The sequence below is a fragment of the Azospirillum cavernae genome (assembly GCF_003590795.1).
GTDB lineage: Bacteria > Pseudomonadota > Alphaproteobacteria > Azospirillales > Azospirillaceae > Azospirillum > Azospirillum cavernae.
Genome location: NZ_QYUL01000003.1, coordinates 97,056 through 119,388, shown reverse-complemented (window position 1 = coordinate 119,388; position 22,333 = coordinate 97,056). Strand labels below are relative to the sequence as shown.

General features: G+C 66.0%; 22 protein-coding genes and 2 tRNA genes. 14 read left to right on the top strand and 10 right to left on the bottom strand.

Annotated elements, in window-relative coordinates; all coding sequences use genetic code 11:
* Positions 1-136: 136 nt before the first annotated feature.
* Positions 137-1,210, bottom strand: coding sequence for a 4-hydroxyphenylpyruvate dioxygenase (gene hppD, locus D3877_RS20505; protein WP_119832661.1), 1,074 nt, complete (start codon positions 1,208-1,210; stop codon positions 137-139).
* A 166-nt stretch (positions 1,211-1,376) separates the two neighbouring features.
* Here hppD and D3877_RS20500 point away from each other — a divergent pair, with 166 nt between their 5' ends.
* Complete coding sequence (locus D3877_RS20500) at positions 1,377-1,856, top strand: Lrp/AsnC family transcriptional regulator (RefSeq protein ID WP_119832660.1); 480 nt, start codon at positions 1,377-1,379, stop codon at positions 1,854-1,856.
* A gap of 55 nt (positions 1,857-1,911) precedes the next feature.
* Entirely contained in the window at positions 1,912-5,697 is a 3,786-nt protein-coding gene (locus D3877_RS20495; RefSeq protein WP_119832659.1) for a tetratricopeptide repeat protein, read from the top strand.
* On the opposite strand, the gene D3877_RS20490 is transcribed toward D3877_RS20495, so the two are convergent.
* From D3877_RS20490 to D3877_RS20470, 5 genes are read right to left on the bottom strand one after another with little or no spacing between them, the layout of a single operon-like run.
* Positions 5,669-6,475 (bottom strand): MetQ/NlpA family ABC transporter substrate-binding protein, encoded by an 807-nt coding sequence (locus D3877_RS20490; RefSeq protein ID WP_119832658.1) that lies wholly within the window; start codon positions 6,473-6,475, stop codon positions 5,669-5,671. The two genes, D3877_RS20495 and D3877_RS20490, sit on opposite strands and share 29 nt — an antisense overlap.
* Before the next feature lie 12 nt (positions 6,476-6,487).
* Positions 6,488-7,156 (bottom strand): methionine ABC transporter permease, encoded by a 669-nt coding sequence (locus tag D3877_RS20485; protein WP_119832657.1) that lies wholly within the window; start codon positions 7,154-7,156, stop codon positions 6,488-6,490.
* Positions 7,134-8,186: a methionine ABC transporter ATP-binding protein gene (locus D3877_RS20480; protein WP_119833115.1), complete on the bottom strand. Its 1,053-nt coding sequence runs from the start codon at positions 8,184-8,186 to the stop codon at positions 7,134-7,136. Before D3877_RS20480 ends, D3877_RS20485 begins: the two co-directional genes overlap by 23 nt.
* A gap of 44 nt (positions 8,187-8,230) precedes the next feature.
* Positions 8,231-8,335: a MetQ/NlpA family ABC transporter substrate-binding protein gene (locus D3877_RS20475; RefSeq protein ID WP_238475000.1), complete on the bottom strand. Its 105-nt coding sequence runs from the start codon at positions 8,333-8,335 to the stop codon at positions 8,231-8,233.
* 20 nt (positions 8,336-8,355) lie between these two features.
* Positions 8,356-8,556, bottom strand: coding sequence for a hypothetical protein (locus D3877_RS20470; RefSeq protein ID WP_119832656.1), 201 nt, complete (start codon positions 8,554-8,556; stop codon positions 8,356-8,358).
* A 502-nt stretch (positions 8,557-9,058) separates the two neighbouring features.
* Here D3877_RS20470 and hisG point away from each other — a divergent pair.
* The 12 genes from hisG (at position 9,059) to D3877_RS20410 (ending at position 18,390) form a co-directional block, all read left to right on the top strand.
* Entirely contained in the window at positions 9,059-9,766 is a 708-nt protein-coding gene (hisG, locus tag D3877_RS20465; protein WP_238474999.1) for an ATP phosphoribosyltransferase, read from the top strand.
* Positions 9,750-11,069 carry a histidinol dehydrogenase gene (gene hisD, locus D3877_RS20460; RefSeq protein WP_119832654.1) on the top strand — a complete coding sequence of 440 codons (1,320 nt, stop codon included), beginning with the start codon at positions 9,750-9,752 and terminating at the stop codon, positions 11,067-11,069. The genes hisG and hisD overlap by 17 nt, the downstream gene beginning before the upstream one ends.
* Positions 11,066-11,548 (top strand): UPF0262 family protein, encoded by a 483-nt coding sequence (locus D3877_RS20455; RefSeq protein ID WP_119832653.1) that lies wholly within the window; start codon positions 11,066-11,068, stop codon positions 11,546-11,548. The genes hisD and D3877_RS20455 overlap by 4 nt, the downstream gene beginning before the upstream one ends.
* 22 nt (positions 11,549-11,570) lie before the next feature.
* Entirely contained in the window at positions 11,571-12,038 is a 468-nt protein-coding gene (locus D3877_RS20450) for an arsenate-mycothiol transferase ArsC (protein ID WP_199720871.1), read from the top strand.
* A 165-nt stretch (positions 12,039-12,203) separates the two neighbouring features.
* The gene (locus D3877_RS20445; RefSeq protein WP_119832651.1) at positions 12,204-14,525 is read left to right on the top strand and encodes a hybrid sensor histidine kinase/response regulator; all 2,322 of its coding nucleotides are present in this window, start codon (positions 12,204-12,206) and stop codon (positions 14,523-14,525) included.
* A gap of 267 nt (positions 14,526-14,792) precedes the next feature.
* On the top strand, positions 14,793-15,668 hold the full coding sequence (locus D3877_RS20440) for a lysozyme family protein (protein ID WP_238474998.1): 876 nt from the start codon (positions 14,793-14,795) through the stop codon (positions 15,666-15,668).
* 111 nt (positions 15,669-15,779) lie between these two features.
* A complete protein-coding gene (infA, locus tag D3877_RS20435; protein WP_119832649.1) occupies positions 15,780-15,998 on the top strand; it encodes a translation initiation factor IF-1 in 219 nt (72 codons plus the stop codon).
* Positions 15,999-16,033: 35 nt separating this feature from the next.
* Entirely contained in the window at positions 16,034-16,630 is a 597-nt protein-coding gene (locus D3877_RS20430) for a Maf family protein (RefSeq protein ID WP_420796909.1), read from the top strand.
* Positions 16,631-16,652: 22 nt separating this feature from the next.
* A complete protein-coding gene (locus tag D3877_RS20425; protein ID WP_119832648.1) occupies positions 16,653-17,870 on the top strand; it encodes a ribonuclease E/G in 1,218 nt (405 codons plus the stop codon).
* The gene (locus D3877_RS20420; RefSeq protein WP_119832647.1) at positions 17,867-18,064 is read left to right on the top strand and encodes a DNA gyrase inhibitor YacG; all 198 of its coding nucleotides are present in this window, start codon (positions 17,867-17,869) and stop codon (positions 18,062-18,064) included. The genes D3877_RS20425 and D3877_RS20420 overlap by 4 nt, the downstream gene beginning before the upstream one ends.
* Before the next feature lie 106 nt (positions 18,065-18,170).
* Positions 18,171-18,246, top strand: a tRNA-Phe gene (locus tag D3877_RS20415).
* A 68-nt stretch (positions 18,247-18,314) separates the two neighbouring features.
* Positions 18,315-18,390, top strand: a tRNA-Phe gene (locus D3877_RS20410).
* 141 nt (positions 18,391-18,531) lie between these two features.
* Here D3877_RS20410 and D3877_RS20405 read toward each other — a convergent pair.
* The 4 genes from D3877_RS20405 to D3877_RS20390 all read right to left on the bottom strand — a co-directional run bounded on the left by D3877_RS20405 (position 18,532) and on the right by D3877_RS20390 (position 22,281).
* A complete protein-coding gene (locus tag D3877_RS20405) occupies positions 18,532-19,500 on the bottom strand; it encodes a choline ABC transporter substrate-binding protein (protein ID WP_119833113.1) in 969 nt (322 codons plus the stop codon).
* Between the two features lie 101 nt (positions 19,501-19,601).
* Positions 19,602-20,138 (bottom strand): prolyl-tRNA synthetase associated domain-containing protein, encoded by a 537-nt coding sequence (locus D3877_RS20400; RefSeq protein WP_119832646.1) that lies wholly within the window; start codon positions 20,136-20,138, stop codon positions 19,602-19,604.
* Between the two features lie 143 nt (positions 20,139-20,281).
* Complete coding sequence (locus D3877_RS20395; RefSeq protein ID WP_119832645.1) at positions 20,282-21,163, bottom strand: glycine betaine ABC transporter substrate-binding protein; 882 nt, start codon at positions 21,161-21,163, stop codon at positions 20,282-20,284.
* 53 nt (positions 21,164-21,216) lie between these two features.
* Positions 21,217-22,281, bottom strand: coding sequence for an HAD family hydrolase (locus D3877_RS20390; RefSeq protein ID WP_274379640.1), 1,065 nt, complete (start codon positions 22,279-22,281; stop codon positions 21,217-21,219).
* Positions 22,282-22,333 lie beyond the last annotated feature (52 nt).

Sequence of the window (22,333 nt, the reverse complement as noted above, 5' to 3'; positions counted from 1 at the left end):
CCCCGGCCCTCCCCCGCGTTGCGGGAGAGGGAGCCTGGCCCCTTGTCGGCGTGCGGCGGAGTTCCCTCTCCCGCGAAGCGGGGGAGGGTTAGGGAGGGGGACAGGCGCGCGAAACAAGCGCGATCCTACAAACGAATCAGGCCGCCTCGTCCTTCAGAACGCCCCGGCGGATCTGGTCGAGTTCGATGGATTCGAACAGGGCCTTGAAGTTGCCCTCGCCAAAGCCCTCGTTGCCCTTGCGCTGGATGAACTCGAAGAAGATCGGGCCGATGACGGTCTGGGTGAAGATCTGCAACAGCAGGCCCTGGCCCTGCGTCGGCGCGCCGTCGATCAGGATGCGGTTCTGGCGCAGCCGCTCCAAATCCTGGCCATGGCCGGGAACCCGCGCGTCCACTTGATCGTAATAGGCGTCCAGCGTGTCCTGGAACGGCGTGCCGAAGCCGCGCAGGAACTCCACCGTGTGGATGATGTCCTCCGTGCCCAGCGCGACATGCTGGATGCCCTCGCCGTTGTAATCGCGCAGATACTCGACGATCTGCGATTTGTTGTCGGAGGATTCATTGATCGGAATGCGGATCTTGCCGCAAGGGCTGGTCATCGCCTTCGACCGCAAGCCGGTCAGCTTGCCTTCGATGTCGAAGTAACGAACCTCGCGGAAGCCGAACAGGCGGGTGTAGAAATCGCCCCACTCCTCCATCCGCCCGGTGTGGACGTTGTGGGTGAGATGGTCGATGTAGGTCAGACCGGCCCCGACCGGGCGTTGATCGACTCCGGGGAACGGCACGAAATCAACCTCGTAGATGTCGCCGCGCGCGCCATAACGGTCCACCAGATAGATCAACGAATCGCCGATGCCCTTGATCGCCGGGATGTTCAACTCCATCGCCCCGGCGCGCGTCTCGATGCCCCACGCCCCCAGATCGACCGCCCGGCGGTAGGCCGCCGCCGCGTCGCCGACGCGAAGGGCGATGGCGCAGATGCTGGGGCCGTGCAGCGCGGCGAAGTTGCGCGGAAAGCCGGTCTGTTCGGCGTTGATGATGAAATTGACGTCGCCCTGGCGGTACAGGATGACGTTTTTCGACCGATGGCGGGCGATGGCGGTGAAGCCCATCTGTTCAAACAGGCGGCCCAACGCCTGGGTGTCCGGCGCGGTGAATTCAATGAACTCGAACCCGTCGGTCTGCATCGGGTTTTCCCACAAATCGGCCATGGTCGCGTCTCCGGGATGTCGGTTGCTGGGCCGCCGCGAAGGGGCGGCGCGTCATGTCCTCAGCATGCCGGATTGTTGGTGAAAAGAGCTGTCAATCCACTCGCCGGAATCCGGGATCTTTGGTAGGATTTTCCGATCAATCCGCCAGACACGGAAAATTCACCCGATGGCATCCGCCCTTTCGGAGATCGACGTCAAAATCCTCAACGCCTTGCAGGAGGATTCCCGCCTGACGGTGCAGGAGCTGGCCGACCGCGTGGCCCTGTCGGCGTCGTCCTGCTGGCGTCGCCTGCGCTCGTTGGAGGACACTGGAGTCATCCGCCGTTACACCGCTCTGGTCGATCCGAAAGCCGCGTCGGTCGGCGAGTGCGTCTTCGCCCATGTCACGCTGGAACGCCATTCCGCCGAAACCGCCGCCATCTTCATCGAGGCGGTGCGCAAGCGGGCCGAAGTGTTGGAATGCTACGCGGTGTCGGGCGACGCCGATTATTTGCTGCGCGTCGCCGTCGGCGAAATCGCCGATTACAACCGCTTTTTGGAGGAGTTCGTCTTTCATCTGCCCTTTCAGGTCCGCATCCGCTCCAACTTCGCCCTGAAGGAAATCAAATACGAAACCGCCCTGCCGCTGCGCCCGACCGCGCGGTGAGGCGCCAAAGCGTGCTATCCAGGGCCTCGCCACCGACCGGACCCCGCCTGCGACCATGACCGCCCCCTCCTCCCCCGCCGCCCTGTTGGCGTCCGCGCTGGCCCGTCACCGCGCGGGCGATTTGGTTGGGGCGGAACAGGGCTACCGCGCCATTCTGGCCGCCGACGCCAACCAACCCGACGCGCTGCATCTGCTGGGCGTTCTGGCCCACCAATGCGGCCATCATGAGGAGGCGGCGCGGCTGATCGGGCAAGCGGCGGCGCTGCGCGGCGACGTTGCCGAGCACCACGCCAACCATGGTTTGGCCCTGCACGCGCTGGGACGGCTGGAGGAGGCCGAGGCCGCCTACCGCCGGGCGCTGGCCCTTCGGGAAACCTACCCGGAGGCGCACAACAGCCTGGGCAGCGCCCTGCAAGAGCGCGGGCGGCTGGACGACGCCATCGCCCATTACCGCCGCGCCCTGGATCTGAACGGGGCCTATGCGGAGGCCTGGATCAATCTCGGCACAGCGTTGCACGCCGCCGACGATTTGGCCGGGGCCGAAGCGGCGCTGCGCCGCGCCTTGCGGCTGGATCCCGCCAACCCGCTCGCCCACACCAACCTTGGCGTCGTGCTGAAGGAGGGCGGTCGGCTGGATGAGGCCAACGACGCCCATCGCGAGGCGTTGCGGCTGGCCCCTGAGGACGCCGAAATTCTGGTCAACCTCGCCCTGCTGCGCGAGGCGCAGGGGCAGCCGGACGAGGCCGAACGCCTCTACCGCGCGGCCTTGCGCATTGATCCGGCCTTTCCGCTCGCCCGCTGGAATCTGGCGCTGCGACGCTTGGCGCTTGGCGATCTGGCCGAAGGGCAAGAGTTGTACGAAGCGCGCTTCGCCTCCCGCCGGGTGCAGGGCGGGCGGGATTTCACGATTCCCCGGTGGGAGGGCGGCGATCCGGCGGGACGGAGGATTCTGGTTTGGCGCGAGCAGGGCCTGGGCGACGAGTTGATGTTCGGCGGGCTGCTGCCCGATCTGGCGGCGCGGGTCGGCGCGCTGGTGGTCGAATGCGACGCCCGGCTGGTCCCGTTGCTCGCCCGCTCCCTGCCCACCGCCACCGTGCGCGCGCCGACCGCCTATCCGATGGACGCCGACGCCCACATCGCCATGGGAAGCTTGCCCGCGCTGTTGCGGCGCAGGCTGGCCGATTTTCCGCCGCAAGCGGGTTGGCTGCGCCCCGACCCGGCGCGGGTCCCGCTTTGGGCCGAACGCTTGGCGGCGCTGGGGCCGGGATTGCGCGTCGGAATCTGCTGGGGCAGCCAGCGGGTGATTGGGGAGCGCAAACGCTCCTACACCGCGTTGGCCGATTGGGCGCCGCTGTTGGCGCTGCCGGGAATCACCCTCGTCTCGTTGCAGTATGACGGGCGGGAGGCGGAAATCGCGCAGGCCGAGGCGCGATTCGGCGTTCGCTTGCGCCGTTGGCCCGACGCCGATTTGAAAAACGATCTGGAAACGGCGGCGGCGCTGACCGCCAACCTGGATTTGGTGGTGACGGTGGCAAGCTCCGTCGGCGAGATGGCCGGGGCGCTGGGCGTGCCGGTCTGGCGCTTTGGCGGGGCGGGCGACTGGACGGCACTGGGGACCCGCGTGCGCCCCTGGTTCCCCAGCCAACGGCTGTGGAGCGCGCAGCCCGGCGAAAGCCTGCCGGATGTGCTGGCGCGGATCGCCGACGCGTTGCGTCGGCTGTCGGTCCCCCCGGATCCCCGCCCCGCCCTTTTGCCCGACCTTCTCGCTGACCTTCTCTCCGAGGCCCGCCGCCATCACGACAGCGGCCAATGGCCGGACGCCGAAAAACTCTATCAGCGCGTCCTGGAACGGGATTCCGAAAACGCGGAGGCGTTGGAGGGCTATGGCTGGCTCGGTCAACAGGCCGGGCGACCGGACATCGCTGAAACCCTGCTGACCCGCGCCATCGCCGCCCAACCCACGGCGCAGCGCCACAAACGCCGAGCGCTGGCCTTCCAAACGCTGGGCGCCAGGAACGAGGCCGAGCGGGATTGGCGAACCGCCGCCGCGCTCGCCCCCGACGATGTGGAGGCGTTGGGCAGCCTGGGCGCGCTGCGCTTGACGCGGGGCGACGCCGACGGCGCGGCGCACGCGACGCGGGACGCCCTGCGCCACGCCCCCGACCATGCCGGGCTGCACGCCAATCTGGGCTTGGCGCTCCACGCGGCGGGGGGGGACGGCGGCGCGGCGTTGCGGCGGGCGTTGGCGCTCGATCCCGCCTTGGCCGAAGCCTGGAACGGACGCGCGGCGGCGGAACCGCCCGCCTCCGCCGAGACCGCCGCCCGCCGGGCGCTGGTCCTGCGAGCTGATTACCCGGAGGCGCTGAGCAACCAGGGCGTCGCCCTGCTCAACTTGGGGCGGGCGGACGCGGCGGCGACGGCGCTGCGCGCGGCCTTATGGCGGCGGCCTGACGACGGGCGGACGCTCGGCAATCTGGCCCTTGCCTTGGAGCAGGCGGGCGACGACGGCAAGGCCGGGTTGGTCTGGTGGCGGATTCTGCTGCTCGACCCCGGATCGCCGACCGGCTGGGCCGGTCTGGCCGATTTGCGCCAGCGCCAGGGGCGTTTGGACGGCGCGTTGAAGGGCTGGGACCGGGCCTTGACCCTCGCGCCGGGCCGGGCGGATTGGCGCTACAACCAGGGCAACGCCCTGCACGCCGCCGGACGCCCAAGCGAGGCCGACGCCGCCTATCGGCTGGCGGTGGAAACCGATCCGTCGCTGACCCTCGCCGCGTTCAATCAGGGCTACGCGGCCTTGGCGCGCGGCGATCTGGCGACCGGCTGGGCCGGGTTGGAGGCGCGCTTCGCGTCCGGCCAAGCCCTGCCCGACCGCAGATTTCGCATTCCGGCCTGGGACGGCGGCGATCTGTCCGGGCGCACCATCCTGGTTTGGCGCGAGCAGGGGGTGGGCGACGAGTTGATGCACAGCGCCTGTTACGCCGATTTGATCGCGCGGGCCGGACGGGTGGTGATCGAGGCCGACTCAAGGTTGGTTCCGCTCTTCGCCCGCTCCTTCCCCACCGCGCTGGTCCGCCCGGCGACGGAGGAGCCGCAGGACGTGGATCTTCAGGTGGCGGCGGGGTCGCTGCCGCTGCGGATTCGTTCTCGTTTGAGCGATTTTCCACCCCGCGCCGGATGGCTGATCGCCGACCCGGCGGCGGTCGCGCGCTGGCGCGGCGTGTTGTTCCCCCACCCTAACCCTCCCCCGCTGGGCGGGGGAGGGGATGGCGCGCGCACCGACACGCACGCAACGGTTCAACCCCCTCCCCCGCCCAGCGGGGGAGGGCCGGGGTGGGGGCCTGCGCCTCAGACATCATCTCCCGCTCTCGTCATCGGCCTGTGTTGGCGCAGCCGTTTCATGAGCGCCACGCGGGCGGCGAACTACACCACGCTCGACCGCTGGGGGCCGATCCTGACCCTGCCGGGGTTGCGCTTTGTGAATCTGCAATATGACGAGTGCGAGGCCGAATTGGCCGACGCCGAAGCCCGTTTCGGGATCCGCATTCTGCGCCCGGGCATCGACCTGCTGAACGATCTGGACGGCGCGGCGGCCCTGACCTCGGCGCTGGATCTGGTGATTTCCGCCGGAACGTCGGTGGCGGAAATGGCGGGCGCGCTGGGCGTGCCCGTGTGGCGGGTCGGTCCCGCCGGGGAATGGACGGCGCTGGGAACCGGCTGCCGCCCCTTCTACCCCGCGATGCGGCTGTTCACGCCGCCGAAAAACGGCACGCTCGACGACGCGCTGGGCGCCGTCGGGCATGCCTTGACTCAGATCACCAGGCCGGAACGACGGCGTTCTTGAATTTGGTGAGGATGAACTCCTTCACCTCGGCGCTCTGATAGACCTTCACCAGCTTGGCCACCCACGGCTTGTCCTTGTCGGCCTTGCGGACGGCGATGATGTTGGCGTAGGGGCTTTCCGCCGCCTCGCGCGCGATGGCGTCCTTGACGGGATCCATGCCCGCTTCGATGGCGTAGTTGGTGTTGATCGCCGCCGCCGTCACGTCGTCCAGCGAGCGCGGCAGTTGCGCGGCGTCCAGCTCGACGATCTGGAGCTTCTTGGGATTCTCGACGATGTCGATGGGCGAGGCCTTCAGCGTGCCGCCGTCCTTCAGCTTGATGAGGCCCTTGGCCTGCAACAGCAGCAAAACGCGGCCGCCGTTGGTCGGGTCGTTGGGGATGGCGACCTTGTCGCCGACGGCCAGATCGTCCAGGCTCTTGAGCTTCTTGGAATAGATGCCGATGGGGAAAACCACCGTCTTGGCGACGCTGACGATCTCGTAACCGCGATCCCGAACCTGATTGTCGAGATAGGGCTGATGCTGGAACGAGTTGGCGTCCAGATCGCCCTGCGACAGCGCTTGGTTGGGGATCACATAGTCGGAGAATTCCAGCACCTGAAGGTCCAGGCCTTCCTTGGCGGCCAGCGGCTTGACGACTTCCAGAATCTGGGCGTGCGGGCCGGGGGTGACGCCGATCTTCAGGCTTTCCGCCATCGCCGCGCCCAAAGGCGCGCCAAGGGCGATGGCGACGGTGGCGGCGCCGGCCAGCAGGGCCGTCAGCGAACGGATACGCAGCATCACGAACTCTCCTCAGACTTTCAGATGTCGTTTGTTGACGCGGCGGGCGATCCAATCGCCCGTCGATTGCACGATTTGCACCAGCACGATCAGCACCACGACCACCGCCAGCATCACTTCCGGCAGGAAGCGTTGATAGCCGTAGCGGATGCCCAGATCGCCCAGACCGCCGCCGCCGACCGCGCCGACCATCGCCGAATAGCCGATCAGGCTGACCGCCGACAGGGTCAGACCCATGGCGATGGCGGGCATCGCTTCGGGCAGCAGAACCTTGGTGACGATCTGGAACGGGGTGGCCCCCATCGCCTGGGCCGCTTCGATCAAGCCGCGATCCACCTCCCGAATCGCGTTTTCAACGATGCGGGCGATGAAGGGGGCCGCCGCGACGGTCAGCGGCACGATGGCGGCGCTGGTGCCGATGGAGGTTCCGGCGATCAACCGGGTGAAGGGAATGATCGCCACCACCAGAATGATGAAGGGGGTGGAGCGGGTCATGTTGACCACCGCCCCGACGATCCGGTTGAAGACCAGATTCTGCAACAGCTCGCCCCGCCCGGTGACGGCCAACGCGACGCCGATGGGCAGGCCAATCAGCGTGCCGATGGCCCCCGACACCGCGACCATGTGCAGCGTGTCGATCAGCGCCTTGATGAGCAGATCAATGATTTGCGGGGAGAGCATAGCCCAGAACCTCGACACCCAGATGATTGACGTTCAGCAGGCTGATGGCCGCCTCGACGGCGGTGTCATCGCCCAGCGCTTCGACCACCAGCGTGCCGAAGGGCGCGCCCTGGATCTCGTCAATCTGGCCGTGCCAGATGTTCAGATCCAGGTTCAACTGACGGCTGATGGCGCTGATGACCGGGCTGGTCGCCTTTTCGCCGGTGAAGGTGATGCGCAGCACCGGGTTGGCCCCCGGCTGCGGCGTCGGCGACAGTCGCGCGCGCAGACCGTCGGGAATGCCCCGGTTGATGACCGGATCGACGAAGCTGCGGGTGGTCGGGTGGGTCGGGTGGGCGAAAATGTCGAAGACCGGCCCCTGTTCGATCACCCGCCCGGCTTCCATCACGGCGACCTTGTGGCAGATCTCCTTGATGACGCCGATCTCGTGGGTGATGAGGACGATGGTCAGGCCCAGCCGCCGGTTGATGTCGGCCAGCAGATGCAGGATCTGCGTGGTGGTTTCCGGGTCGAGCGCGGAGGTCGCCTCGTCCGACAGCAGAACCTTGGGCTTGCTGGCCAGCGCGCGGGCGATGCCGACGCGCTGCTTCTGCCCGCCCGACAGCTCCGACGGGTAGCGGTCGCGCTTGTCGGTCAGACCGACCAGATCGAGCAGCGGCTCCACCGTCTGGCGAATCACCGGCTTGGCCACCCCGGCCAACTCCAGCGGCAACGCCACATTGTCGAACACGGTGCGCGAGGACAGCAGGTTGAAATGCTGGAAGATCATGCCGATGGAATGACGCGCCTCGCGCAGCTCCTTCGGGGACAGCGCCGTCATCTCGACGTCGTCCACCCGCACGCTGCCGGAGCTGGGGCTTTCCAGCAGGTTGATCGTGCGCAGCAGCGTGGATTTTCCAGCCCCGGAGCGCCCGATGACGCCGAAAATCTCGCCCCGCTCGATGGTCAGGTCGATGTCGGCCAGCGCCGTGACCGGCGCGCCCGCCCCACGGGAGGGGAAAGTCTTCTGAAGGTTTGTGAGCGTTATCATCTTTTGGTCGGCAAAGGGGGAGGTCACGCCTCCCCCAGCCCCTTTCACCATGTCGGAATGATGGAGCCGTTGAAGCGCGTTTCGACAAACTGCCGCACTTCGGGCGAACGATACAGCGCAATAAAGCGTTTGATCGTCGGGTCTTCCATGCGGTCCTTGCGCACGTCAATCAACGGCGGCGGTTGTTGGCCAAACGGCTGTAATGCTGATTGGCGGCGCGTTCGGCCTGTCCGACGTTGCGGAAGACCCGGCGATCCAGGTCGCGGAAGGCCCAATCCGAGACGAAAAAGGTGTAGCCGCCCCGGTCGGCGACGACGATTCCGGCGGAATGCCCCTGAACTTCGATGGCGTAAGCGTTGGCGGTGGTCATGGCGATGGCTCCCCAAACCCACGGCGACCGGCGTTTCGGGTCAGCGGCGTGGGCGATGATGGCGTAAGGGCTGGGCGACGAACGGGCGCTGGGGTCAGCGGCGACACATTCGGGCGCAGGCGCAAAGCCGGGGGTTGGGCCGTCGGTGGGTCGTCATCAGGGTCATATCCGGTCTCTCCAGGTCAGAGGTCCACGACCGGCATCGTGGCGCTTTAGCGTTTGGTGACGCGGCGCAAGCTGCTGAATTCAAATTGCCGCGCGGGTCGCCCCCCTTGGGCGGCCCGATGGGTTTTATCTACTCGTTGAGTTGGGTTTACGTCAACAGGATTTTTGCATGAAAAATGTGAAATCATCATTTACACAATTTTAAAACGTTTAATTTGCCTGTGGTCCGCCCCGCCACACCAGCAGGTGACGCGCGCGCGGAATGTGCTATCTATCGCGTCTGCGGTTCACCCGAGGCGCTCCCCGCGCCCCGGCGGTTCATCCGAGGGAGAGAGTTTTGTCCGCCGATACCAGCGCCCTGAGGACTCCGGCCAACGACGCATCGGTCACAGACCGCTTGGTCCTGGCTTTGCCCAAGGGGCGAATCCTGAAGGAACTGCGCCCGCTGCTGTCGCACGCCGGAATCATCCCCGAACCGGCCTTTGACGACGACAAGAGCCGCCTGCTCCATTTCGCGACCAACATCCCCAATCTCAGCATCATCCGCGTCCGATCCTTCGACGTGGCGACCTTCGTCGCTTTCGGCGCCGCCCATCTGGGCGTGGCGGGCAACGACGTGCTGATGGAGTTCGATTACCCGGAGATTTACTCCCCGCTCGATCTGGGGATCGGCAAATGCCATCTGGCGGTCGCCGAACCGGCGGAGATGATCGCCAGCGACGATCCGACGCGGTGGAGCCATGTGCGCGTCGCCACCAAATACCCGGAAGTGACCAAGCGCCATTTCGCCGCACGCGGCGTCCAGGCCGAATGCGTCAAGCTGAACGGCGCGATGGAGCTGGCGCCGACGTTGGGCCTGTGCCGCCTGATCGTCGATCTGGTCTCCACCGGCTCGACCCTGAAGGCCAACGGGCTGGAGCAGGTGGAGCACATCGCCAACGTGTCCTCGCGCCTGATCGTCAACCGCGCCGCCTTCAAGACGCGACCCGAAGTTTCTCAGTGGATCGACACCTTCCGGGAGGCCGTCAATGCCCATCAGGCTTGATATCCGCGACGCCGACTTCGCCGTCGGCTTCGAGGGGCTGCTCCACGCCAAGCGCGAGGCAAGCGAAGACGTCCAGACGCTGGTCGCCGGGGTGATCGACGAAGTCAAGACGCGCGGCGACGCCGCCCTGATCGACTTCACCGCCCGCTGGGACCGCCAGACGCTGACCGCCGACACCCTGCGCATCAGCGAGGAGGAGATCGACGCGGCGACGGCCAAATGCGACCCGGCCACGCTCAACGCGCTCGACCTCGCCGCCGCGCGGATCGAGGATTTCCACCGACGGCAAGTGCCCGAAATGGTTGACTACCGCGACGCCCAGGGCGTGCGGCTGGGCGCGCGCTGGACGCCCGTCGGCGCCGTCGGCCTCTATGTGCCGGGCGGCACCGCCTCCTACCCGTCGTCGGTTTTGATGAACGCCCTGCCCGCCAAGGTGGCCGGGGTGGAGCGCGTCGTCATGGTGGTGCCGACGCCCGACGGGATCATCAACCCGCTGGTGCTCGCCGCCGCCAAGCGCTGCGGCGTGACCGAGCTGTACCGCGTCGGCGGGGCGCAGGCCGTCGCCGCGCTGGCTCATGGCACGGCGACGATTCGCCCGGTCGACAAGATCGTCGGCCCCGGCAACGCCTTCGTCGCCGCCGCCAAGCGTCAGGTGTACGGGCTGGTCGGCATTGACAGCATCGCCGGGCCATCAGAAATCCTGGTGGTGGCCGATGGCCGGAACAATCCGGCCTGGATCGCCATGGATCTGCTCTCCCAGGCCGAGCATGACGTCTCGGCCCAATCGATCCTCATCACCGACGACGCGGCGTTCGCCGACGCGGTGGCCGCCGCCGTGGACACGCATCTGGAAAGCCTGCCGCGCGCCGCCATCGCCGGGGAAAGCTGGCGGGAGCATGGGGCCATCATCCTGGTGGGCGACCTGCTGGCCGACGCCCCCGCCCTGGTGGATCGTCTCGCGCCGGAGCATCTGGAACTGGCGGTCGAGGATCCCGACGCGCTGGCCACCCGGATCCGCAACGCCGGGGCCATTTTCCTTGGCCGCCACACGCCCGAAGCCATCGGCGACTACGTCGCTGGCCCCAATCACGTTCTGCCGACGGCGCGCAGCGCGCGCTTCTCGTCGGGCCTCAACGTGCTGGACTTCATGAAGCGGACGACCTTCGTCGGCTGCGACGCCGACAGCCTGCGCGCCATCGGCCCCGCCGCCGTCACCCTGGCGCGGGCGGAGGGGTTGGACGCCCACGCCCTGTCCGTCGCCCTGCGCCTGCCCGCCGACTTAGCCCAGGGAGGGACCGCGTGAGCGCACGGACCAACCGCCGCATTTCCCATGTGACGCTGGATGAAAAGACCGTCGTCCGCCGCAAGCCGGAGGTGGAGCACGAACGCGCCGTCGCCATCTTCGATTTGCTGGAAGAAAACGAGTTCTGCCCCTGCGACCACGCCGAATCCGGCCCCTATCACCTGCATCTGTCCATCGAAGACAACCGGCTGGTCTTCGACATCCGGCGCGAGGACAACAGCGAGCTGGACAAGCTGGCGCTGCCCGTGACCGGCTTCCGGTCCATCGTGAAGGATTACTTCCTGATCTGCGAAAGCTATTACGCGGCGATCAAACGCTCGACGCCGTCGCAGATCGAGGCCATCGACATGGGCCGACGCGGCCTGCACAATGAGGGGTCCGAAATGCTGCGCGAACGGCTGACCGGCAAAGTCGAGATGGATCTCCAGACCGCGCGTCGGCTGTTCACGCTGATCTGCGTTCTTCATATACGCGGCTGACGGGGGCGGGCGGCGCATGGTCATGGCTGTGACCCCGGCATTCCCGACCCTTCCGGTCACGAGCGTTTTGTTCGCCTGCACCTACAACATGATCCGTTCGCCGATGGCGGCGGCGATCATGCGCCATTTCCATGGAACCCGCGTCTATGTCGATTCGGTCGGCGTGCGCGACGGGGACGAGGTTGATCCCTTCGCCGTCGCGGTGATGGAGGAGATGGGCATCGACCTGTCCAAACACCGCTGCCGCACCTTCGAGGATCTGGAAGACACCAATTTCGACCTGATCGTCTCGCTGTCGCCCGAGGCCCAGCACCGCGCCATCGAAATGACCCGCACCATGGCGTGCGACGTCGAATTCTGGAACACCTTCGACCCCACCCTGGTCGATGGATCGCGCGAGGCCATGTTGGAAGCCTACCGGCAGGTGCGCGACGGCCTGCTGATGAAGGTCAAGCAGCGCTTCCCCCTGTCGCGCGGCCCCAGCGTGTGAGGTCCATCAACCTGTGGATGCTTTGATTTCTCATCAATTTTCCCCACTGACGGCGATTCCCTAGCGTCGGGTATGATGATATTGAGCTGTGTCATGGAGGCGTCCGCGACACCGTTCTAGCGTCGTGCGATGACCACCCGTTCCCCTGACGGAGATACGCTGACGATGCCCGCCAGCCTGTTGACCCGCCTGTTCCGCGCCATCGGCCCGCGCAGCCTGCGCGTTCGCCTGATGGGGGTGGTGCTGGCCTCGCTGGCGTTGCCCCTCGTCGGGGCCTTGTACGTCTTCGATCAACAGTTGGATGATCGGCTCGACGCCGCCAGCGAATTGGCGCTGCATCTGACCGACGACGGGGTGGAACGCCAGCGCGACCTGATCGGCGAGGCCCGCAACCTGCTGGGCGTGTTGTCGATGGTTCCGGCCATTCGCGACGCGACCTTTGACGACACCGACGCTTGCGTCGCCACGCTCGCCCCGATGCCGCGCCAGCATCGTTGGACCACGGGCGTCTGGCTGACCGACGCCAACGGCCTCATCATCTGCGACACCACCGGCCCCGGCGCCGGCATCAGCCTGCGCGAGCGCGAGTATTTCCAACGAGCGCTCGACACCAAGGACGTGGTGATCAGCGATTTCATCATTGGCAAGCGTTCGCTGAAGCCTCTCATCATCGTCGCCCGCCCGATTTTGGAGAATGGCGAGGTCAAGCGTATGATGGGCGTCGCCGTCGATCTCACCTGGCTGACCGATCTGGTCAAGGTCATCAAGCAGCCTGACGCGCGGGTGATGGTGCTGGACCGCAAGGGCGTCATCGTCGCCCGCCAACCCGACCCGGAGAGCTGGCTGGGCCGCAACGTCAGCGACTTGCCCCACGTCCAACGCATGCTGAAGGAGCGGCACGGTTCCTTCGACACCCCCAGCGCCGACGGACGCGGGCGTTTGTGGGGCTTCCAACATTCCGTCGAAACCAACACCATCTTCGCCGTCGGCATCCCCACCGAACCGATCCGGACCGAAGCCAAGCGGGATCTGCTCCAGGGGTTGATCCTGCTGGGGTTGGCCGCCATCGTCAGCGTCGCCGCCCTGTGGGCGCTGCTGCGGGCGTCCGTCTTGCGCTGGGTGTGGGAGTTGGGCAACACGGCCACCCGCATCGGCACGGGCGGCGGCGGCGCCGTGATCGAAGCCGAGCGCGCCCCCCACGAGTTCCGCGTCGTCTCCCACGCCTTCAACGACATGTCGCAGCGCCTGAAGCAGCGCGAGCAAGAGTTGCGCGGCGCGATGGAGGAGGCGCGGGCGGGCAGCCGCGCCAAGGAAGAGTTCCTGGCGACCATGAGCCACGAGATCCGCACGCCGATGAACGGCGTGATCGGATTCGCCGAAATGCTGCTGGAAACCCCGCTGACCGCCGAACAGCGCCGCTACGCCTCCCAGGTGCGCGACGCCGGGCGGTCGCTGCTGACCGTCATCAACGACGTGCTGGATTTGTCAAAGCTGGAGGCCGGTCGGCTCGATCTGGTCAGCGTGCCTTTTCGTCTTGATGATCTGGCCGACCGCTGCGTCGCCATCGTCCGTCTGACCGCTGAACACAAAGGGCTGGAACTGCAAACCAGCATCGCCTCGACCGCGCGCGGCTTCGTCATGGGCGACCCCGACCGGGTGCGCCAGATTCTGCTGAATCTGCTGGGCAACGCGGTGAAATTCACCGATCGGGGTTCCGTGCGGTTGATGGTCAAGGCCGTGGACAACGGTCGGGGCGAACGGCGCTGCACCTTCACCGTGACCGATTCCGGCATCGGCGTGCCGGAAGACCGCCAGCAGGATCTGTTCCAACGCTTCAACCAGTTGGAGCGCGGGCGCGGCGGCACCGGCCTTGGGCTGGCCATCTGCCGCCGTCTGGTCGAGTTGATGGGCGGCGAGATTGGCATGGAAAGCCAGCCCGGCGTGGGCAGCAGCTTTTGGTTCGCCCTGCCGCTTCTGCCAGCGGGCAGCGCCGCGCTCCAATTGGCGAACACCCCCCCGTCGCCAACCGACCTGGAGCGGGTCAGCCGCCGCGTCCTGCTGGCTGAAGATCTGGAGATGAACCGCGATCTTGCCATCGCCATGCTGACCAAGGCCGGTCATCAGGTCGATTCGGTGAAAGACGGCGCGGCGGCGGTCGCGGCGGTGCAGGAAAACCACTACGACATCGTGTTGATGGACGTGCAAATGCCGGTGATGGACGGGTTGGAAGCCACCCGCCAAATCCGCGCCCTGCCCGGCCCGGTTGCACGCGTCCCCATTCTGGCGCTGTCCGCTGGCGTTCTGGCTGTGGAGGTGGAGCGTTGCGCGCAGGCGGGGATGAACGCCCATCTGGCCAAGCCACTGGAAAAAAAGAAACTCCTCGATTCTATCGCCCATTGGGTTGCCTTGGCCGAAGCGGATCCGCTGACGGGCGCCCCGCCCGATCACACGGATCCTCCCGCAACGCAGTTGGTGGCGCACACGTAACGAGTCGGTGCTATACTGCGTCATCCATGCCCACCGACGGGTGGGCGGCGCGTTGTTGGCCACTGGTGCTTCATGAAGGTTTCTCAGCCCCCTCTCGTTCCCGTTCCGGAGCGGAAACCCGATCCGCCGACGTCTGGTCTTTCTGGGTCTGGTCTTTCAGGATCCGGCCTGTCGGCCAATGGCGACGGCGCGTCGTTCCTTGACATGATGGCGCAGTCACAGCCATTGCCACGCGGTCGCCTCGCCAACGGGCAGAAACCGCCGCCCATGCCGACCAGCAAGCCGGAAGCGCCGATGGAGCTGGCCGACGGCACGCTGGTGCCCCTGCCCACGCGCAAGCCGTCCCTGCCGCTCGCCAGCAAGAGCACGAACGCGGCCACCGCGCTCGCCACCTCCGGCACGCCGACCGCCAACCGCGTGCTGTTGGCCTCCCAACAGGTCGCCGGTCTGTCCGGTCACAGCTTCACCGCCATTTTGGCCCAGGCCACCCAGGAAAGCGGGCTGAACAGCGCCGCCAAGAACAGCACCAGCAGCGCCGCCGGGCCGTTCCAGTTTCTGGAGCGGACCTGGCTCGACCTGTTCCGCCGCCATGGCGCCGCCTATGGCCAGGGCGAATTGGCCAACCAAATCCAGGTCCGCAACGGCGTCGTCTCGGTCGCCGACCCGGAAACCCGCAAGAAAATCCTTGATCTGCGGCACGACGTCGATCTGTCCGCCGGGATGGCCGCCCGCTATCTGTCGGAAGGCCGGGGGCAGTTGGAAAAGCGGTTGGGCCGTCCAGCCAGCGAAAGCGAAAGCCGGATCGCCTATGTGATGGGCGTCGGTGGGGCGGCGAAGCTCATCAGGGCCGCCGAATCGGACCCGACCAGTGTGGCCTCCGACCTGCTGCCCGCCGCCGCCAAGGCCAACCACAACCTGTTTCACGACCGCAGCACGGGTCGGGCGTTGAACGCGTCGGAAACCGTCGCCCGCCTGACCCGGCGCATGGAAATCGACCAGCGCGAGATGTTCGCCGCCATCTCAAAAGCGGCGGAACCGGCGCAAAAGCTGGACGGGAGCAACCAATCGCCGCTCAGCCCGTTCCAGAACGTCGCCCTTCCCGACCCATCGGGCGGGGATGACGCGGCGGTGGCGCAGGGCTGACCCGCGACCAAAGCTGCGACGGAACGCGCCCATTGTGGGAATCCCCCTTGACCCAGCGGCTTGGGGGCGTCAGTTATTGCCACGAAACATTACGCACGGACAAAAGGTCATATGGCAAAGGAAGATCTGATCGAGTTTTCTGGGAGCGTCGTCGAACTGCTTCCGAACGCGATGTTCCGGGTTAAGCTCGACAACGATCACGAGGTTCTCGCACACACCTCCGGCAAAATGCGCAAGAACCGGATCCGGGTTCTGGCGGGCGACCGCGTCAATGTGGAAATGACGCCGTACGACCTGTCCAAGGGCCGGATCACCTTCCGGTTCAAGTAACCGCACAGCCGACGCCGCAGTCCCCCGTGATGAGCATGTCCATGGCGCACCGACTCGTCTTGGCTTCGGCCTCGCCGCGTCGGCTCGATTTGTTGCGCCAGATTGGCGTGTCGCCCGCTGCGGTGGACCCGGCCGATCTCGACGAAACACCCTTGCCCCGCGAATTGCCGCCCCAGCACGCTTTGCGTCTGGCCGGTGAAAAAGCCGCCTGCGTCGCCGCGCGCCATCCCGATTCGTGGATTCTCGCCGCCGACACCGTCGTGGCCTGCGGGCGTCGCATTCTGCCCAAAGCGGAACGGGAGGACGAGGCGCGCCAGTGCCTCGACCTGCTGTCCGGTCGGCGACACCGCGTCTATGGCGGCGTCGTCCTGCTGGTTCCCACCGCCGAGGGCGGCCATCGCCGCTCCGAACGTCTGGTCCGCACCGACGTGACGTTCAAATGCCTGTCCAAGTCTGAAACCGACGCCTACATCGCGGCGGGGGAATGGCAGGGCAAGGCGGGCGGTTACGCCATCCAGGGGCGGGCCGCCGCTCTGATCCGTTGGATCGGCGGCTCTTACAGCAACGTCGTCGGCCTGCCTCTGCACGAGGTCGCCGGATTGCTGCACGGCCATGGCTTTCCCATTCCATGACCCTCGTTGAGGGATTTTCGGCGTGAGCCGGATTGAGCTTCTCATTGACCAGGACGGCCCGCTGACGCGGGCGGCGGTGCTGGCCGATGGGCGCTTGACCGATCTGCACATCGACCACGCCGACCGCCCATCCCTGCTGGGCCATGTCTTCCTCGGTCGGGTCGAACGCATTGTCACCGGCATGGAGGGCGCCTTCGTCGATCTTGGCGGCGGGATGTCCGGCCTGTTGATCGCCGCCGACGCCCGCAACCCCGACGGAAGCCGCCCCAAACAAAAGCCCGAGCGCATCGGCGCGCTGCTGCGAGCGGGGCAATCCATCATCGTCCAGGTCAAGGCCGACGCCCATGGCGCCAAGGGACCATCCTTGACAATGGACGTCACCCTGCCCGGTCGTTTCCTCATTCACGCCCCCTTTGGCCGCGACGTCGCGGTGTCCAAGCGGCTGGGAACCGGCCCCGCGCGCGCCGCCCTGTCGCAACGGGTGCAGGCGCTCGTGTCCGGTTCCGGCTGGATCGTCCGCGCCGGAGCCGCCGCCGCGTCCGACACCGCTCTGACGCTGGACGCCGAGGCGCTGATCCTGCTGTGGCGCGGCGTCCAGGCCGACGCCGCCAAGGGCGGCCCGCCCCGCCTGCTCTGCCCCGGCCCCGACGCCCCAGCGCGCGCCCTGATCGAACAGGGCGCCGCCGCGCTCGACACCATCCTGATCGACGGGGAGGCGCTGGCTCGCCGCGTGACCGGCTGGTGCGACGACCGCGCGCCCGATCTGTCGCCGCTGATCGCCCGCCACGCGCCTCCGAGCCGACTGTTCGACCTCCGCGACCTCGACGGCGCCATCGCCGAACTCTTGGACGTCCGCGTCGCCCTGCCGCGCGGCGGCTCTCTGGTGATCGAACGCACCGAGGCGTTGACCGTCATCGACGTCAACGCTGGGGAGCGCGGCAACCCGCTGGACGTCAACCTCGACGCCGCCGCCGAGATCGCCCGCCATTTGCGCCTGCGCAACATTGGCGGCATCATCGTGGTGGATTTCGTCAACATGCGCGCCCGCAGCGACGCCGAGCGGGTGCTGGCCGCCTTGACCGAGGCGGTGGACGGCGACCCGACCCAGACCCAGGTTTATGGCATGTCCAAGCTTGGCCTCGTCGAGTTGACCCGCGCCCGCCGGGGAACCCCCCTGGCCGCCCTGCTGTCGCCGCCGCCCTCGTCCACGACGCCCGCCGCCACCGGAGTCTCTTCGTGACCGCATTCCTCGCCCCCTCCGCCCTGCCGCCCTGCCCCATTTGTGGCCGCGCCGCCGAACCGACGATCCGCCCCTTTTGTTCCAAGCGCTGCGCCGACGTCGATCTGGGCCGCTGGCTGGGCGGCGTGTACCGCGTGGAAACGCCGGAAGGCCCTGATGAATCCGGCGAAAACGCCCCGTCCGAGGACGCCTGAAAAAAGCGGGAGCTGATGTTTTTTCTCTGGACAGCCCCCCTGAATTTTCCTACAAAGCGGCCCTCGACGCATGGCGACGACCAAAAATCGTAACGCGACGCCGGATGCCCAGGTAGCTCAGTTGGTAGAGCAGGGGACTGAAAATCCCCGTGTCGGCGGTTCAATTCCGTCCCTGGGCACCACCCTCTTCTTTGGGGGTGTTTAAAAAATCGACCCTTCTTTGGTCGTCGGCCCATTGGCTGCGCCGGATGCCCAGGTAGCTCAGTTGGTAGAGCAGGGGACTGAAAATCCCCGTGTCGGCGGTTCAATTCCGTCCCTGGGCACCATTCTCTTTACCAACACAATCGAATTGCCAAGCGACCGCGACGCTTCCGCTCCACAGAGCAGACGCCGCAAACACGCGCGCAAAGTCAGTCAATCCCGACGGGCGGCGTCCAGAGTGACGCCGCCACGGAAACCCGCTTGTCTTACGATTTGGGAAGACCCAGCTTGGCCTGGACGGCGGCCAGACCGTCCTTGCCGTCGAGGGTGGTGACGCCCTTCAACCACGCCTTCACCGTGTCGGGGTTCTTCTTCAGCCATTCGGTGGCCGCTGTGTTCGGCTTTTTGTTGGCGTTCATGATGCCGTCCATGACCGCGTTTTCCATGTCCACGGTGAAGGACAGGTTGCCAAGGAATTTGCCGACGTTCGGGCATTCGGCGGCGTAGCCCTTGCGCACGTTGGTGCTGACGGTCGCGCCGCCGAAATCCGGGCCGAACCAATCGTCGCCGTCGGCCAGATAGGTCATTTCAAAGGATTTGTTCATCGGGTGCGGCGCCCAGCCCAGGAAGGCGATGAACTTCTTGGCCCGCACCGCCCGTTTGACCTCGCCCAGCATCCCGGCCTCGCTGGATTCGATCATCTTGAAGTCTTTCAGGCCGAAGGCGTCGGCCTTCAACATCTTGTCGATGATGAGGTTGCCGTCGTTGCCCGCCTCGATTCCATAAATCTTGCCGTCCAGCTTGTCCTTGAACTTCGCGAGATCCTTGAAGCTCTTCAGTCCGGCGTCGGACGCGTATTTCGGCACCGCCAGCGTGTATTTCGCCCCTTCCAGATTGACCCGCGTCACCTCGACCGAGCCGTCGTCCAGCACCGGCTTGATGAAGCTCTCCATCGTCGGCATCCAGTTGCCGAGGAAAATGTCGAGCGACTTGGTTTTCAATCCCAGATAGACCACCGGCACCGACGAGATGTTCGTCGTCGCCTTGTAGCCCAGCGCGTCCAGCGTCACCGAGGCCAGCGCCGTGGTCGCCGCGATGTCGGTCCAACCAACATCGCCAAATCGCACCGTTTTGCAAGCGGCGGGGTCGGCGGCGAAGGCCGCCCCGGCCGATCCCAGCGCCACGCAGGCAGCCGCCAAAACGCCCAACGAGCAACCCATCGTCTTTGCCGTCATCGTCGTCATGCCCCTCATGCTCCTCTGTCCCGGTTGTTCAGACGATCCGGCGTGGCGCCGACGTCTTCTTGTGTTTGGTCGGCCTGTCGAGTCTTGGCGTGTTACGGCGCGGCTTCCTCCAAGGCGGCGTCCAACGCGACCACCAGAGGCTCCGAACCGACGCTCTCCAGGAAAACCCGCAGATCGTCGGTTCGGACCGCCGTGGTCGCCGTGTTGGTCAAGGGGTGGAAGGCGACGCGCGGCGCGGCCATCAGGGCGGCGTCCAACACCAGACGGACCCGCCTCTCCCGATCATTGACCAAGGCGAAGGGGCTGACCGCCCCCTGCCGCACGCCCAGCGTGGCGAACAGCAGATCCTCCTTGGCGAAGGACAGCCGTTTGGAGCCGATCTGTCCGGGCAACCGCTTCAAATCAATCAGCCGGTCGGTCGGCGCGGCGATCAGCCAAAGCTGGTCCTTGGCGTCCTTCAGCAGCAGATTCTTGGTGTGCAGAGCGTCGAGCGCCGCCCAATGCGGCAACGCCTCCTCCACCGTGTGGACGGGCGGATGCCGGATGGTCTCGGCGACGACGCCCAGCGCGGCGAGCCGTTCGAGCAGATCCTCGCTGTTCAGATGGTCCAACGGCGCGTCGCTTGCCATGGTGGTTGTCACCCGCTGATTGTTCAGGACATAGCATGAAGCGTCTCACGGCGGCGGACCCGACCGCTTGAACCGTTCGGGCATTGCGCTTGAACGGACGCGCCGTCCGACAATCCGCCGCTCCCGCGATGGCGCCGCGAAAATCAGAGCTTGCCCGTCACCCAATAGTCAATGCGGGTCTTATTGGCCTTGATGTAGTTGTCCACCGCCTGCTCGTAGCTGGTCTGTTTGGCCTCGTGCATCATCGCCTCCAGATCGCCAATGGGGATGACCATGCGGTTGAGGAACTCGTAGACCGAAGGGTGATCCTGATAGAAGCCCTTGCGGACCAGGGCGTTGACGCTCTCCAACCCGCCAAGCGCGCCCTTCGGATCGTCCAGATAGCGCAGCTTCCAGTTCGCGAACATCCAATGCGGACTCCAGCTCGTCACCACGATCCACTCGTTGCGCTTCATCGCGCGGTCCAGCGCCGCCAGCATCCCGGCGTCGCTCGCCGACACAAGCTGATACTTGTCCAGCCCGTAGGTTTTGAGCGCCTTTTCCGACGCCTGCATCAGCCCCGATCCTGGATCAATGCCCTGGATGCGGTCGCTCAGCTTCTTTTGCACGTCGGGCTTTTTCAGATCCTCAAGACTCGCCAATTCGCTGGCCGGGATGTAATCCGGCACCACCCAACCCAATCGCGCCCGGGTGTAGAGCGGGCCGAGATCGACAATGTCCTTGCCGACCTTGTCGAGGTAGGGCTTGTGGGTCAGCGGCTGCCAGGACATCAGCATGGCGTCCATTTTGCCAGCGGCCAACCCCTGATACTGAACGCCGATGTCGGCCATCGTCAGCTCGACCTTGGTGTCCAACCGCTCTTCAATCAGCTTTTTGGCGAGCTTGGTCACAGCCTCGGCGTCCGACCAAGCGGTCCAGCCGATGTTGACCTTCTTGTCCGGTCCGGCCAGCGCCCCGGTGGAGGCCAACGCCAACGTGGCGGCGGCGGCCAGTGCGACCAGCGTGTTTGACAGCGTTTTCAGCATGTTTCATTGCCTTCCCTGTTCGATGGCGGTTTCCGCTCATCGGAGATTGCGCGTCACTGAATCTCTTGGGCCTTGACCACCAGCCAGTTTTGGTCCGCCGTGACCGGCTGTCCCAACGCCTTCTGGCGGGCCGCCGCGTCCTCCCACATGGATTGGATTTGCTTGCGGTATTTGTCCTTGCGGTCCACCCACAGGCGGATGCCGCCATGCTCGACGTCGGTTCCATGGAGAAGCATGTAACCGTCGCTGGTCGGCGTGTCGCCAGCCACCAGGATTGGCTTTTTCCATGGGTCGATGTAGGTCAGGATCGCCGCGTATTTACCGGAAAACCAGGTCAACGGCGCCCACAGATAGGTCCCAAGCTCCAGATCCATGGTCTGGGACCAGTCGTATTTTTTCTGTTCGATCAGCTTGCGGGCGGTGGTCAAGGCGCCGGTCTTGCGGTCCTTCAACAGCATCGACACGCCGATGACATTTTCCGGCTTGATGTTGTAGCCGTATTTCGGATCGGCGGCGACCATGCGCACCAACTCTTCGCTGGCGGCGGTCATCACATAGACTTCGACGCCGTTCTTGTGCATCAGATTCACCAGCTCCAACTGCCCGGCGTAGGGCTTGGGTGGGCTGATCTCGATGGTTTTGAGGGCGTCGCCCTCGTAATAATCCGATGGGATCGGCTTGCCTTGGGCCATCAATTCATCGACGTACCCCTTCAACTCGCGCAGGGTGAAGCCGGAAAAGACCTGCGCGACCCAGGGGTAACAGACCTGATCGTCGATCTCGCACAGCCGGTAATAATAGCTGTTCAGGCTTTCCTTGTGGCCGTTGATGTCCTTGAAGGGAATCAGCTTCAGCGACGGATCAAGCTTTTCCCGCGTCAAAATCCCTTTCATTTCCAGATAGGGCAGCAGGGATTCCTCAAGGTCATAGCGGTAGAGCGTGTTGTCCATGTCGAACACGGCGTAGGCGCCCTTGTTCGCGTTGGCTTCGACCAGGGCCTTCAGCGCGGTCGCCGCTGGCGCGGGCCAATGGGCCAGTTCGTCCGCCGCCAGGGCGGGACCGCCGGATCCGGCGGCGACCGCTCCAGTCATCAGAATCGCGCCCAAAAACGCCGTCATTCTGTTCATTGAGATCCCCCCGCAGACATGAGTGAAGGCAAAGAACGGGCGT